The organism is Pseudomonas sp. FW305-3-2-15-E-TSA4 (assembly GCF_058787295.1).
In genome coordinates, this window is sequence record NZ_JBYSZP010000020.1 from 87,368 (window position 1) to 101,234 (window position 13,867).

Consider the following 13,867-nt stretch of genomic DNA (forward strand, 5'->3'; position numbering starts at 1 on the left):
GATGCAGCACTGAAAGCTGCGCTCGGAAGTTAAAGTAATTTGTTAAGAGTAAGATTTTTTCGGTATTACAAAAGCGCTTCTGCTGTTGATTGAAGCAAGGTGGGAAATGGCTATTACTGCATTTGCCGCTGCCGGACTTTAGCGCAGGCCTGCCGATAATAACCAGCCCTGATGCCATTGATTCAAGCAGGGAAAGAAAAAGGTGGAGAGTCGATCTGTAAGCCGGGTTCTGTCTTGAACAGTCATTCGTCTACGATGGCCATCACTGGACATCTTTAGCAACCTACCCGGTCCCAGCGCGGGCCACGCCTTGGGACCCTATTTGGTCTTGCTCCAAGTGGGGTTTACCTAGCCACGAACTGTTGCCAGACGTGCGGTGCGCTCTTACCGCACCTTTTCACCCTTACCGGCGCCGAAGCGCTTAGGCGGTTATTTTCTGTGGCACTTTCCGTAGGCTCACGCCTCCCAGGCATTACCTGGCACTTCGCCCTATGGAGCCCGGACTTTCCTCCCCCCCCTAATTTTCATAGAGGGCAGCGACTGTCCGATCGACTCTCCGCCGCGCAGGTTAACGGCAGAGCGCCCGAAGAACAAGCGCTAATAGCCGTGAAACCCGTCTGCGCGACGGGTTACCCGCCCTTCTGCTGTTCCAGTGCGACCTGATACAGCACGTTTTTGCGCTCGCCGGTGATTTGCGCGGCCAGAGCGGCGGCACGCTTGAGCGGCATCTCTTCGAGCAACAAATTGAGCACGCGCATCGCTTCGCTGCTGACGGCGTCTTCGGACTCCGGTGCAGACCAGCCGGCGACCAGCACCACACACTCGCCGCGCTGCTGGTTGCTGTCGGACTCGACAAACGCACGCAGCTCAGCCAGCGGCAACCCCTTAAGCGTCTCGAAAGTCTTGGTGATTTCCCGGGCCAGCAACGCCTGACGCTCGCCACCGAACACCGCTTCCATGTCCTGCAGGCATTCGAGAATACGATGCGGGGCCTCGTAGAAAATCAGCGTGCGCGACTCTTCCTTTACCGCTTCCAGGCGCGCCTTGCGCCCTACCGACTTGGCCGGCAGGAAGCCTTCGAAGATGAACCGGTCGGAGGGCAGGCCCGCCGCCGACAGCGCCGCGATCAAAGCACAGGCACCCGGCACCGGCACCACATTGATCCCCGCCGCCCGCGCCTGACGCACCAGATGGTAACCCGGATCGGAAATCAGTGGCGTCCCGGCATCGGAAATCAGCGCGACGTTATCGCCCGCCAGCAAACGGGTAATAAAGCGGCTACCTTCATCACGTTCGTTGTGTTCGTGGCATGCGGCCAACGGTGTAGAGATGCCGAAGTGCTGCATCAGCCGCGCCGAGTGCCGCGTGTCTTCAGCGGCGATCAGCGCCACTTCGCGGAGGATTTTCAGAGCCCGGGCGCTGATGTCGTCCAGGTTGCCGATGGGCGTCGCCACCACATAAAGCGAGCCAGCAGCGGAATTCAAAGGACCTGGAGCAGTCAAAGCGCACACCTCGTGTTCGGTAAAAGCCGGCATTGTAGCGCGTCACGAGGCTTGCGAACCGTATGCGCCGAGCGCGGTTTTGCACGCAGTTGTGCGCCGCCGCAACATTTACTCCAGCTAAATTGATTGATTCACGCCAGTAACATCGCGCCCCGGCCAGTGCTTGGGTACAATTCCACGCTAATTTGATCGAGTATCAGGAACACTTACATGATCGCTTGCCTGCGGCTGTTCACTGCCCTCTGCCTCGCTGCCCTGCTGGCGGCCTGCGCCAGCTCCCCTTCCTCCAGCCTTGGCGAACTTCCACGGACTCCGGATGCCAGCATCGAGCAACTGCTCGAACAGGCTACCCAGGCCAAGACGCCGGAAAAAGCCGCCCTGTTGCGCTTGAGTGCGGCAGACCTGGCTTATCGCCAGGGCAACACCGGCCAGTCCGCGCAGATCCTGCAACAAGTGCCGATGGAGCAGTTGAAGCCAGGCCAGCAGATCTTCGCCAGCACCCTGTCCGCTGAGCTGGCGATGACTCGCAATCAGCCGAAAGCCGCGCTGACGGCCCTGAGCCATCCGAGCCTGCAGCACCTGAGCGAAATGCCGGAAGATCAGCAAGTGCGCACCGGCACCGTGCATGCCCGCGCACTGGAAGCCGACGGCCAGACCCTGGCGGCCGCTCGCGAGCGCATCTTCATCGCGCCAATGCTCAAAGGCGAAGCCGCGAGCAAGAACCACGAAGCGATCTGGACCCTGATCGCCTCGCTGCCGACCGATCAGCTGCAACCCAACACCGCCGACGATCTCGGCGGCTGGATGGGTCTGGCCCTGGCCGTGAAAACCGCCGGCACTCTGGAACAGCAGCAAGCGGCGATCGATGCCTGGCGCGCACAAAACCCGAAACACCCGGCGGCGATCAACCTGCCGCTGCCCCTGACAAAACTCAAGGAACTGGCCAGCCAGCCCCTGAGCAAGATCGCCCTGCTGCTGCCGCAAGACGGCCCACTGGCCTCGGTCGGCAAGGCCCTGCGTGAAGGTTTCATGGCGGCGCACTATCAAGCGCAACAGGCCGGCCAGAAGCCGCCCGCCATCGAGTTCTACGACAGCTCCAAGCTGACCTCGATGGACGAGTTCTACCGCAAGGCTCAGGCTGACGGCGTGCAACTGGTGGTCGGCCCGCTGGAAAAACCGCTGGTCAAACAACTGAGCACCCGTCCGCAACTGCCGATCACCACCCTCGCATTGAACTACAGCGAAGGTGATCAAGGTCCGGCGCAACTGTTCCAGTTCGGCCTGGCGGCTGAAGACGAAGCCCGCGAAGTTTCGCGTCGTGCCCGCGCCGACGGCCTGCATCGTGCGGCGATCATGGTGCCGAAAGGCGAATGGGGCGACCGCGTACTGCGTGCGTTCAGCCAGGACTGGCAGGCCAATGGCGGCAGCATCGTCGCCACCGAACGTGTCGATCAGCCGGTGCAACTGGCCCAGCAGATCGCCGACATGTTCCAGCTGCGTCAGAGCGAAGCCCGCGCCAAGAGCCTGCAGAACGCCGCTGGCACCAACGTAGCCGCGCAGCCGTCGCGTCGTCAGGACATCGAGTTCATCTTCCTCGCAGCCACCCCGCAACAGGCGCAGCAGATCAAGCCGACCCTGAACTTCCAGTACGCGGGCGATGTTCCGGTGTACGCGACCTCCCACGTCTACAGCGCCAGCGGCGATGTGAACCAGTACAACGACATGAACGGTGTGCGCTTCTGCGAAACCCCGTGGTTGCTGGAAGCCAACGACCCGCTGCGCCAGCAAGTCACCGCGCAATGGCCACAAGCGGCCGGTAGCCTTGGCCGCCTGTACGCCATGGGCGTCGATGCCTACCGTCTGGCACCGCGCCTGGGTCAGTTGAAGGCGCTGCCGGACAGCCGCATCGAAGGTCAGTCGGGCAGCCTGGGCATGACCCAGACCCAACGCGTGGTGCGTCAGTTGCCATGGGCGCAGTTCGTCAACGGTCAGGTTCAACGCCTGCCGGACACCCCGCGCTGATGCCCGACGGCTCGCACCTACAGAGCGGCAAGGATGCCGAGCGCCAGGCGCTCGAGCATCTGCAACACCACGGTCTGCGCCTGCTGGCGCAGAACTGGTCATGCAAACGGGGCGAGCTTGATCTGGTCATGCTTGATGGCGATACAGTAGTATTCGTCGAAGTCCGCTACAGAAAAAACACTCAATGGGGTGGCGCGCTCGCTAGCATCGATGAGCGCAAACGGCAGAAACTGATTTTCGCCGCACAGTATTTTCTTCAGCGTGAGTCACGCTGGGCCGATTCCCCTTGCCGCTTCGACGTGGTGGCCATCGACAGGCACCCGGATCAGTTGAACTGGTTGCAGAATGCGTTCGATGGTTGATTCTCTGCACACCACCCCGGACACTTTCACCGACAATTTTTGCTCTTTGCTTTGCGGGCTGCACATTCACGTGCCGAACAGCCGCGCTACTTAAGGTCACACAGATGGACATGCAATCCCGAATTCGCCAGCTTTTCCAGGCCAGTATCGACACCAAGCAACAGGCGATGGACGTACTTGCACCGCACATCGAGCAAGCCAGCCAGATCATGGTCAACGCCCTGCTCAACGAAGGCAAAATGCTTTCGTGCGGCAACGGTGGCTCTGCCGGCGACGCCCAGCACTTCTCCTCGGAGCTGCTCAACCGCTTCGAGCGCGAACGCCCGAGCCTGCCAGCCATCGCCCTGACCACCGACAGCTCGACGATCACCTCGATCGCCAACGACTACAGCTACAACGAAGTGTTCTCCAAGCAGATCCGCGCACTGGGTCAACCAGGCGACGTATTGCTGGCGATTTCGACCAGCGGTAACTCGGCCAACATTATTCAAGCGATCCAGGCCGCACATGATCGTGAAATGATTGTCGTAGCATTGACTGGCCGCGATGGCGGCGGCATGGCTTCGCTGCTGCTGCCTGAAGATGTCGAGATTCGCGTACCGGCCCATGTCACTGCACGTATTCAGGAAGTCCATCTGCTGGCGATCCATTGCCTCTGCGATCTGATCGACAGCCAACTGTTCGGGAGTGAAGAATGACCCCTAATCGCCTTGGCCTTCTGGCCTTGACCCTGTGCCTCGGCATCAGCGGCTGCACCTCGGTGGTGAATGCCAGCCGTGAAGCGCCGATTGAAGACGACCGCGGCACCCGAACCTTCGGCAGCAAAATCGACGACTCGCTGATCGAGACCAAAGTCGGCGTCAACGTGGCCAAGGCCGACCCAGGCCTGGACAAGGACTCGCATATCGTCGTCACCAGCTTCAACGGCGTGGTGCTGCTCGCCGGCCAGACGCCGCGCGAAGACCTCAAGGCCAAGGCTGAACAGGCCGCCGCCAACGTCCAGCGCGTGAAGAAGGTGCACAACGAGCTGCAAGTGATTGCGCCGTCGAGCTTCCTCGCCCGCCAGAACGACGCCTGGCTGACCACCAAGATCAAGACCCAGATGCTGACCGATGCCAGCATTCCCGGCTCGCGCATCAAGGTCGTGACCGAGAACGGTATCGTCTATCTGCTGGGCCTGCTGACCAAGCAGGAAGCCCAACAGGCGACCAACCTGGTGCAGAGCGTTTCCGGTGTGCAGAAAATCGTGAAGCTGTTCGAATACATCGACTGATACGCGACGAGCAGATACAAAAAAGGCGATCCATCCGGATCGCCTTTTTTATTACTTCACCACTTTCAAGCTTGGCCGGCCGCTTGGTCGCGGCGGCTCGCTGCCCGGTGGCGGCAAGTCGTCATCCGGCTCGATATCGTCTTCGTCATCCATCGGCGACTCGAGATCGAACACCATGCCCTGCCCGTTCTCCCGGGCGTAGATGCCCAGAATCGCGCTGATTGGCACATACAGACTGTGCGGAACGCCACCGAAGCGACCCTCGAAGGTCACCACGTCGTTGTCCATGTGCAAGTGCCGCACGGCGCTGGGCGAAATGTTCAGGACAATTTGCCCGTCACTGGCGAAGCCCTGCGGCACCTGCACTGCCGGGTATTCGGAATTGACCAGCATGTGCGGGGTGCAATCGTTATCCACAATCCACTCGTAGAGCGCGCGGACCAGATAAGGTCGACTGGAGTTCATAGCGGCTCCTTAAGCCTTAGCGCATATCGCGTTCGACGCCAGACAGACTCGCCTGGAAAGCCTCACGCGCAAACTGGCGCTCCATATAATCAAGCAGCGGCTTGGCCGGCCGCGGCAGTTCAATACCCAGAATCGGCAAACGCCAGAGTATTGGCAATAGGCAGCAATCCACCAGACTTTGTTCCTCACTGAGGAAAAACGGCTTGTCGGCAAACAGCGGCGACACGCCCGTCAGGCTTTCACGCAATTCCTTACGCGCCACGACACGCGCGGCCTCCTTGGACTTGGGATCAAGAATCAGATCCACCAGACCACACCAGTCGCGCTGAATACGGTGAATCAGCAGACGACTGTTGGCACGCGCCACCGGATAAACCGGCATCAGTGGCGGATGCGGGTAACGCTCATCCAGATATTCCATCACCACGGTCGACTCCCACAACGCCAGGTCGCGATCGACCAGCGTCGGGAGACTGCCGTAAGGGTTCACCTCAATCAGTTTAGGCGGCTGGCGACCAGCTTCCACGTAAATGATTTCGGCGCTGACACCCTTCTCTGCAAGCACGATGCGCACTCGGTGGGAATAGTGGTCGGCGGGGTCGGAGTAACAGGCCAACCGATTGGTCACGCCCATGGCGATCCTCCTCGCTTGTTGAAATTATCGGAACCGGAAAAACGCGCGCGCCCAGAGGGCGCCTCCCGCGATGTCTGGCGAACCAGACCTTGCGTTATCGGAGGAACCCTTGGGCGCGCGCGATTAACAGCAATGCTTGAAGCGTATCAGTGCACGTCTTTCCAGTATTCACGCTTGAGCAGGTAGGCGAACACAAAGAAGAACGCCAGGTACAGCAAGACGTAAGTACCGATGCGCTGATGTTGCAGCTTAACCGGGTTAGCCGAGTAAGCCAGGAAGGTTACCAGATTCTTGACCTTCTCATCGAACTGCTCTTCGTTCAGAGCACCGGATTTCGGCACGATGGTCAACTGATCGCACGCTTCATGGGTCAGCGGCGTACCGGTCAGCGGATCGTATTGCTTCTTGCCGTCCTCGACGATCTGCACTTGCTTGCAGCCCACCACCTGGCGACCTTGCAGGCCGACCAGCACGTTAGGCATGCCGACGTTCGGGAAGACCTTGTTGTTCACGCCCCAAGGACGTGCCGGATCTTCGTAGAACGAGCGCAGGTAACCGTAGAGCCAGTCAGTGCCACGCACGCGAGCCACCAAAGTCAGGTCCGGCGGAGCAGCACCGAACCAGGTCTTGGCGTCCGCCGGCTGCATGCCGATGTTCATGTGGTCGCCGATCTTGGCGCCAGTGAATACCAGCTTCTCGAGCATCATTTCGTGGGGAATGCCGAGGTCATCGGCAACCCGCTCGTAACGCTGGAACTTGGCACTGTGGCAGCCCATGCAATAGTTGGCGAAGGTCCGCGCACCATCTTGCAGGGCAGCCTTGTCGGACACGTCGATATCGACTTTTTCCAGCTCCGGACCACCGTGTTCGGCGGCAAAAGACAGCACAGGCAGAGCAGCAAAAATCAGAGCAAAAAATAACTTTTTCATCAGCCAGTCACCCTTTCCGGAACCGGTTTGGTCTTCTCGAGCCTGGTGTAGAACGGCATCAGAATGAAGTAGGCGAAGTACAGGAAGGTGCAGATCTGCGACACCAGCGTGCGCTCCGGCGTCGGGGCCAGTACGCCCAGAATGCCGAGGATCACGAAGGAAATGCAGAACACCACCAGCCAGATTTTGCTCATCCAGCCCTTGTAACGCATCGATTTGACCGGGCTGCGATCCAGCCACGGCAGCACGAACAGCATGGCAATCGAGGCGCCCATGGCGATCACGCCCATGAGTTTGTCCGGGATCGCACGCAAGATCGCGTAGAACGGCGTGAAGTACCAGACCGGGGCAATATGCTCAGGCGTCTTGAACGGGTTGGCTTGCTCGAAGTTTGGTTTTTCGAGGAAGTAGCCGCCCATTTCCGGGAAGAAGAACACGATAAAGCAGAAGATGAACAGGAACACCACTACGCCGACGATGTCTTTCACGGTGTAGTACGGATGGAAGGCAATGCCATCCAGCGGGACACCGTTTTCGTCTTTGTGCTTCTTGATGTCGACGCCATCAGGGTTGTTCGAGCCGACTTCGTGCAGCGCCAGAATGTGCAGGACCACCAGACCAAGAATCACGATCGGCAGCGCCACGACGTGCAGGGCGAAGAAGCGGTTCAGGGTGATTCCGGAAATCAGGTAGTCACCACGAATCCACTGGGTCAGGTCGTTACCGATCACCGGAATCGCACCGAACAGCGAGATGATCACCTGGGCACCCCAGTAGGACATCTGACCCCAAGGCAGCAGATAACCCATGAAGGCCTCAGCCATCAGCGCCAGGTAGATCAGCATGCCGAATACCCAGACCAGTTCACGTGGTTTCTGGTACGAACCGTAGAGCAGGCCACGGAACATGTGCAGGTAGACCACGATGAAGAACGCCGAAGCGCCGGTGGAGTGCAGCAGACGCAGGATCGAGCCGTACTCGACATCGCGCATGATGTATTCGACGGAAGCGAAGGCCTCTTCTGCCGACGGCGTGTAGCTCATCGTCAGCCAGACACCGGTGACAATCTGATTGACCAGCACCAGCAGCGCCAGCGAGCCGAAGAAATAGAAGAAGTTGAAGTTTTTTGGTGCGTAATACTTGCTGAGATGGTCTTCCCACATTTTTGTCGCAGGGAAGCGCGCATCAACCCAATCCATGAACTTGCTCATCACGCTTTCTCCGTATCGACGCCAATGACAATCAGGTCATCGGTCTCATAGGAATGCGGGGGAACTGGCAGGTTCAAAGGCGCGGGTTGCGACTTGTAGACGCGGCCAGCCAGATCGTAGTGGGAGCCATGGCAAGGGCAGAAATAGCCACCGACCCAGTCTTTACCCAGATCTGCAGGCGCCACTTCGGGACGGAAGGTTGGTGAGCAACCCAGGTGCGTGCAGATCCCGATCAGCAGAAGAATTTCCGGCTTGATCGAACGCACTTCAGGGTCGACATAGGTGGGTTGCGTGGAGTTTTTGGAAGTCGGATCGGAGAGCTGGCCCTCGATCTTCTTGAGATTCCCCAGGATTTCCGCAGTACGGCGGACAATGAACACCGGCTGGCCGCGCCACTCGGCAATCATCTGCTGTCCTGGCTCGATCTTGCTGACATTCACTTTCACCGGTGCACCGGCGGCTTTCGCCTTGGCACTGGGAAACCATGACCCCACGAACGGGACCGCAGCCCCCACCGCTCCTGCAGCACCCACCACGGATGTGGCTGCTACCAAGAAGCGACGCCGGCCTGCATTCACGCCGTCATTGCTCATTCAGTCCTCTCCCATCAGCTTTGTGGCCTGTTAAATCAGGCATCTACTAAATAAATCAATGTTACTTATAAAAATTTTGCCGAGATGGTAATGAAAAGCCCCAATTCTGACAAGGGAATTACCCGGAGCTCATACCCTCAAGCCTTGCAGTATAGGGGGTCTACGAATGTGGCAAGTTGTCACAGCGCAATTCTTTTGATAAATCGCAGGCATAAAAAAACGCCCGGTTCCGTGAGGAATCGGGCGTTCTTTTTTGAACGTGGAAACGAATTAACGCTTCGAGTACTGCGGACGCTTACGCGCTTTACGCAGACCAACTTTCTTACGTTCAACTTCACGGGCGTCGCGAGTAACGAAGCCAGCTTTGCGCAGAGCGCTACGCAGGGTTTCGTCGTAGTCCATCAGAGCGCGAGTGATGCCGTGGCGGATTGCGCCAGCCTGACCACTTACACCACCACCGATGACAGTGACGTAGATGTCGAACTTCTCGACAGTCTCGGTCAGTTCCAGCGGTTGACGAACTACCATGCGGGCAGTTTCGCGGCCGAAGAACGAGTCCAGGGAGCGGTTGTTGATGGAGATGTTACCAGTACCCGGACGCAGGAAAACGCGTGCGGTTGCGGTCTTGCGACGGCCAGTGCCGTAATTTTGAGTCGCCGACATAATGAACTATTCCGTTAAATCTTCAGTTCTTGGGGCTGCTGAGCAGTATGAGGGTGTGCAGCGCCCGCATAGACTTTCAGCTTACGGTACATGTCACGACCCAGCGGGTTCTTAGGCAGCATGCCTTTAACCGCGGTCTCGATCACGCGCTCAGGGGCTTTGGCGATCAGCTTTTCAAAGTTGATCGACTTGATGCCGCCCGGGAAACCGGAGTGGGAGTAGTACATTTTGTCAGTGGTTTTAGCGCCGGTTACACGGATCTGCTCGGCGTTGATTACGACGATGTAGTCGCCGGTGTCAACGTGAGGAGTGTACTCAGGCTTGTGCTTGCCACGCAGACGGCTCGCGATTTCGGTGGCCAGACGACCCAGGGTCTGACCAGCAGCGTCGACGACAAACCAGTCGCGCTTTACTGTTTCCGGTTTAGCAGTAAAAGTTTTCATTCTTTATAGCCTCAGGGGCCGCCTGTAAATAAGACGGCGGATCTTACTGAATAGTGCGTACTTTGACAAGTCAAAGGCAGCCGGATACAGACGCTTTCGGGGGCTCGGGTCGGCGCGTCCGTTCAACGGCAAGATTCTTCGGCGGCGGCGCATCACTTCCACTGCAGAAAGAGGTCGGCAATTATGCAGATTGCGAAAAAATTTTCAACCTGCTTTTATGATTGTTTTGCCCAAGGAGCACCCGATGGACTATCGCCAGCTAGGCCGTACCGACCTGAACGTGAGTGCAATCTGCCTCGGCACCATGACCTGGGGCGAGCAAAACACTGAAACTGAAGCCTTCGCCCAGATCGAACGGGCCAAGGAAGCCGGGATCAATTTCATCGACACCGCCGAGATGTACCCGGTGCCGCCGAAAGCCGACACCTACGCCACCACCGAGCGCTACATCGGCAATTACTTCAAGCGTCGCGGCGACCGCGCCGACTGGATCCTAGCCAGCAAGATCGCCGGCCCCGGCAACACCATCGACTACATCCGCGACAAGAACCTGCGCCACAATCGCCAGCACATCACCGCCGCGGTGGATGCCAGCCTCGAGCGCCTGCAGACCGATTACATCGACCTTTATCAATTGCACTGGCCAGAGCGCAGCACCAACTTTTTCGGACAGCTGGGCTACAAGCACAAGATCGAGGCCAACCTGACGCCGCTCGAAGACACGCTCGAAGCGCTCGACGAACAGGTCAAGGCCGGCAAGATCCGCCATATCGGCCTGTCCAACGAAACCCCGTGGGGCACCATGCGTTTCCTCGCGCTGGCCGAAGCCCGTGGCTGGCCGCGTGCGGTGTCGATCCAGAACCCGTACAACCTGCTCAACCGCAGCTTCGAAATCGGTCTGGCGGAAATCGCCATCCGTGAACAGTGCGGCCTGCTCGCCTACTCGCCGCTGGCGTTCGGTTTCCTGTCCGGCAAGTACGAAGGTGGCGCTCGTCCACCGAAAGGTCGCCTGAGCCTCTACAGCCGCTTCAGCCGCTATTTCAACGCGCAATCGGAAGCTGCCTGCAGCCGCTATGTGGCATTGGCCCGTGAACACGGTCTGGATCCGGCGCAAATGGCACTGGCGTTCGTCACCCAGCAACCGTTCGTCACCAGCAACATCATTGGTGCGACGACGCTTGCGCAACTGGACAGCAACATTGCCAGTTTTGATCTGAAACTTTCCGATGAAGTGCTGGCGGGAATCGAGGCGATTCACAAGGATCACCCGAACCCGGCGCCTTGATCAATCCCTAAAAGCTTCGCGAGCAAGCCCGCTCCCACAGGTACGGTGATCCCTGTGGGAGCGAGCCTGCTCGCGAAGAGGCCCGTCAATGCAGCGAAGATCAAAGCGAGCGCGCAATGATCTCCTTCATGATTTCATTGGTGCCGGCATAGATGCGCTGCACGCGCGCATCCGCCCACGCCCGGGCCACCGGGTATTCCCACATGAAGCCGTAGCCGCCATGCAACTGCACGCACTCGTCGAGCACCTTGCATTGCAGGTCGGTGCCCCAGTATTTGGCCATCGCCGCTGTCGGAACGTCGAGCTTGCCCTGCACATGCAGCTCCAGGCACTTGTCGACAAATACTCGGCCGATCTGAATCTCGGTAGCCATTTCCGCCAGTTTGAAGCGGGTGTTCTGGAAGTCGGCAATCGCCTTGCCGAACGCTTTGCGATCACGGGTGTAATCCAGCGTCCACTTCAGCGCAGCTTCGGCTGAGGCCAAACCACCGATCGCCACCGTGAGACGTTCCTGCGGCAATTCCTGCATCAGGTAGGCAAACCCTGCCCCGGCCTGACCCAACAGGTTTTCCTTGGGAACACGCACGTCCTGGAAGAACAATTCCGACGTGTCCTGAGCCTTCATTCCGACCTTCTCCAGGCGTTTGCCCTTCTCGAAGCCCGGCGTATTCGCTTCCACCACAAACAGGCTGGTGCCCTTGGCGCCGGCCTTCGGATCAGTCTTGGCGACCACGATCACCAAATCAGCGAGGAAGCCGTTGGTGATGAAGGTCTTCGAGCCGTTGATCACGTACTCGTCGCCATCCAGCACCGCCGTGGTCTTGACCCCTTGCAGGTCGGAACCGGCACCCGGTTCGGTCATGGCAATCGCACTGACCATCTCGCCAGAGACCAGTTTCGGCAGGTATTTGTGCTTAAGCGCTTCGCTGCCGTAATGCAGGATGTACGGTGCGACGATGTCCGAATGCAGCGAAAAGCCGATACCGGTCAGACCCAAGCGACCGACCTCTTCGATCACCACCGCGCTGTACAGAAAGTCCGCGCCCAGGCCGCCGTATTCTTCCGGCAGGTGTGAGCAGAGCATCCCCGCCTCCCCGGCCTTGTTCCACAGCTTGCGGTCGATGTGGCCTTGTTTCTCCCATTGCGCATGGAACGGCACAGCCTCTTTTTCGAGGAAGGTTCGTACGCTGTCGCGGAACAATTCGTGCTCGGAGCTGAACAAGGTTCTGGGGATCATGCGGCACCTTTCATTCTTGTTGGAGGAATATGACCTTCAGAGACTAAGCCTCACCTCCGACACAGGACACTGGACACATCCGACAAAAAATAAGACGATCCAGCCGTCTGGTGACCACTTTCCCTTATAAAAACAAAACAAAAGTTGAATTATGTCCAAGCAAGTCTCCACGCCCTTGCGGCGCGTCAGCATCCTGGCAATCGACCGGGTTTTCGCATCCACTCTCATGCAGGCCAAGGATTTCTTCCATCTGGCCAGCCTGCGTTACGGCAAACAACTGGGCCACGGCCTGACACCGGCGTTTGAAACCCGCCTGGTCAGCCCCGACGGCAAACCGGTGAACAGCTTCAGTGACGTGATGATGCCAGTGGACGGCGGCCTGGAAAACGCCGACGTCATCATCCTCCCGGCGTTCTGGGACGACTTTGAAACCCTGTGCGGCCGTTATCCACAAATCCTGCCGTGGCTGCGCGAGCAGCATGCCCGCGGCGCCGTGCTCTGCGGCGAAGCCACCGGGGTATTCTGGCTGGCCGAGGCCGGACTGCTCAATGGCAAGGAAGCGACCACCTACTGGCGTTTCTTCAATGCCTTCGCCGAGCGCTTCCCCAAGGTGTACCTCAATCAGGACAAGCACCTGACCGACGCTGACAACCTGTATTGCGCCGGCGGCACCACTTCGGCCTGCGATCTCTATATCTACCTGATCGAACGCTTCTGCGGCGCCAACGTGGCGCAAGCCGTGGCCCGCGACATTCTGTATGAAGTGCAGCGCAGCTATTCGCCGGGACGTATCGGGTTCGGTGGGCAGAAGTTGCACCAGGACGTGATCATCCTGCAGATCCAGCACTGGCTCGAAGAGCATTTCGCCGACAAGTTCCGCTTCGAAGACGTGGCCCGCGAGCACGGCATGAGCATCCGCAACTTCATGCGCCGCTTCCAGACCGCCACCGGCGACAAACCGCTGCACTACCTGCAACGGTTGCGTATAGAGACCGCCAAGGGCTTGCTGTCCGGCAGCCGCAAGAGCATCAAGACCATCAGTTATGAGGTCGGCTACGACGATGCGAGCTTCTTTGCGCGGCTGTTCCGCCAGCACACCGAGTTGTCGCCGAATCAGTATCGGCAGCAGTTTCAGCAGGCTGCATAACCCTCCCAGAACAGCGCAGTACCCCTGTGGGAGATTCTATGTTGCTCAGCAACCCTAGAATCTCAAACTGATCGGTATTCGCCCTGATTCTTCATCAGGGT

Annotated in this window: 15 protein-coding genes and 1 other RNA gene; 6 read left to right on the forward strand and 10 right to left on the reverse strand. The window is 58.8% G+C overall.

Annotated features, from left to right (window positions below; translation table 11 throughout):
- Positions 1-202: 202 nt before the first annotated feature.
- Together rnpB and rsmI are read right to left on the reverse strand one after the other, a co-directional pair.
- An RNA gene (rnpB, locus tag AC3WMV_RS24590) (RNase P RNA component class A) lies at positions 203-556 on the reverse strand.
- Between the two features lie 73 nt (positions 557-629).
- A complete protein-coding gene (gene rsmI / locus AC3WMV_RS24595; RefSeq protein ID WP_103369295.1) occupies positions 630-1,535 on the reverse strand; it encodes a 16S rRNA (cytidine(1402)-2'-O)-methyltransferase in 906 nt (301 codons plus the stop codon).
- A gap of 177 nt (positions 1,536-1,712) precedes the next feature.
- Between rsmI and AC3WMV_RS24600 the strand changes: the two genes are divergently transcribed.
- From AC3WMV_RS24600 to AC3WMV_RS24615, 4 genes are all read left to right on the forward strand, one after another.
- Positions 1,713-3,524, forward strand: a complete 1,812-nt coding sequence (locus AC3WMV_RS24600) for a penicillin-binding protein activator (protein ID WP_103369296.1) — start codon at positions 1,713-1,715, stop codon at positions 3,522-3,524.
- Positions 3,524-3,886 (forward strand): YraN family protein, encoded by a 363-nt coding sequence (locus AC3WMV_RS24605; protein ID WP_027612188.1) that lies wholly within the window; start codon positions 3,524-3,526, stop codon positions 3,884-3,886. Before AC3WMV_RS24600 ends, AC3WMV_RS24605 begins: the two co-directional genes overlap by 1 nt.
- A 104-nt stretch (positions 3,887-3,990) precedes the next feature.
- Entirely contained in the window at positions 3,991-4,584 is a 594-nt protein-coding gene (locus AC3WMV_RS24610; protein WP_007961622.1) for a phosphoheptose isomerase, read from the forward strand.
- Positions 4,581-5,159, forward strand: coding sequence for a BON domain-containing protein (locus AC3WMV_RS24615; protein WP_007961621.1), 579 nt, complete (start codon positions 4,581-4,583; stop codon positions 5,157-5,159). Before AC3WMV_RS24610 ends, AC3WMV_RS24615 begins: the two co-directional genes overlap by 4 nt.
- 51 nt (positions 5,160-5,210) lie before the next feature.
- On the opposite strand, the gene AC3WMV_RS24620 is transcribed toward AC3WMV_RS24615, so the two are convergent.
- The 7 genes from AC3WMV_RS24620 to rplM all read right to left on the reverse strand — a co-directional run bounded on the left by AC3WMV_RS24620 (position 5,211) and on the right by rplM (position 10,097).
- Positions 5,211-5,624, reverse strand: a complete 414-nt coding sequence (locus AC3WMV_RS24620) for a ClpXP protease specificity-enhancing factor (RefSeq protein WP_027612189.1) — start codon at positions 5,622-5,624, stop codon at positions 5,211-5,213.
- 16 nt (positions 5,625-5,640) lie between these two features.
- Positions 5,641-6,258 (reverse strand): glutathione S-transferase N-terminal domain-containing protein, encoded by a 618-nt coding sequence (locus AC3WMV_RS24625; RefSeq protein WP_007961620.1) that lies wholly within the window; start codon positions 6,256-6,258, stop codon positions 5,641-5,643.
- Positions 6,259-6,404: 146 nt separating this feature from the next.
- Positions 6,405-7,187 carry a cytochrome c1 gene (locus AC3WMV_RS24630; protein WP_007917027.1) on the reverse strand — a complete coding sequence of 261 codons (783 nt, stop codon included), beginning with the start codon at positions 7,185-7,187 and terminating at the stop codon, positions 6,405-6,407.
- Complete coding sequence (locus tag AC3WMV_RS24635; RefSeq protein ID WP_096797145.1) at positions 7,187-8,398, reverse strand: cytochrome b; 1,212 nt, start codon at positions 8,396-8,398, stop codon at positions 7,187-7,189. Before AC3WMV_RS24635 ends, AC3WMV_RS24630 begins: the two co-directional genes overlap by 1 nt.
- A complete protein-coding gene (gene petA / locus AC3WMV_RS24640) occupies positions 8,398-8,991 on the reverse strand; it encodes a ubiquinol-cytochrome c reductase iron-sulfur subunit (protein ID WP_003228055.1) in 594 nt (197 codons plus the stop codon). The genes AC3WMV_RS24635 and petA overlap by 1 nt, the downstream gene beginning before the upstream one ends.
- A 270-nt stretch (positions 8,992-9,261) precedes the next feature.
- Entirely contained in the window at positions 9,262-9,654 is a 393-nt protein-coding gene (gene rpsI, locus AC3WMV_RS24645; protein WP_007961615.1) for a 30S ribosomal protein S9, read from the reverse strand.
- A gap of 14 nt (positions 9,655-9,668) precedes the next feature.
- Positions 9,669-10,097 carry a 50S ribosomal protein L13 gene (gene rplM, locus AC3WMV_RS24650; RefSeq protein ID WP_003228062.1) on the reverse strand — a complete coding sequence of 143 codons (429 nt, stop codon included), beginning with the start codon at positions 10,095-10,097 and terminating at the stop codon, positions 9,669-9,671.
- 244 nt (positions 10,098-10,341) lie between these two features.
- Here rplM and AC3WMV_RS24655 point away from each other — a divergent pair, with 244 nt between their 5' ends.
- Positions 10,342-11,382: an NADP(H)-dependent aldo-keto reductase gene (locus AC3WMV_RS24655; RefSeq protein ID WP_097086220.1), complete on the forward strand. Its 1,041-nt coding sequence runs from the start codon at positions 10,342-10,344 to the stop codon at positions 11,380-11,382.
- Between the two features lie 100 nt (positions 11,383-11,482).
- Here AC3WMV_RS24655 and AC3WMV_RS24660 read toward each other — a convergent pair whose 3' ends face one another.
- Complete coding sequence (locus AC3WMV_RS24660) at positions 11,483-12,619, reverse strand: acyl-CoA dehydrogenase family protein (RefSeq protein WP_103369297.1); 1,137 nt, start codon at positions 12,617-12,619, stop codon at positions 11,483-11,485.
- Between the two features lie 250 nt (positions 12,620-12,869).
- On the opposite strand from AC3WMV_RS24660, the gene AC3WMV_RS24665 reads away from it, so the two are divergent.
- Positions 12,870-13,766, forward strand: a complete 897-nt coding sequence (locus AC3WMV_RS24665) for a GlxA family transcriptional regulator (protein WP_171061848.1) — start codon at positions 12,870-12,872, stop codon at positions 13,764-13,766.
- Positions 13,767-13,867 lie beyond the last annotated feature (101 nt).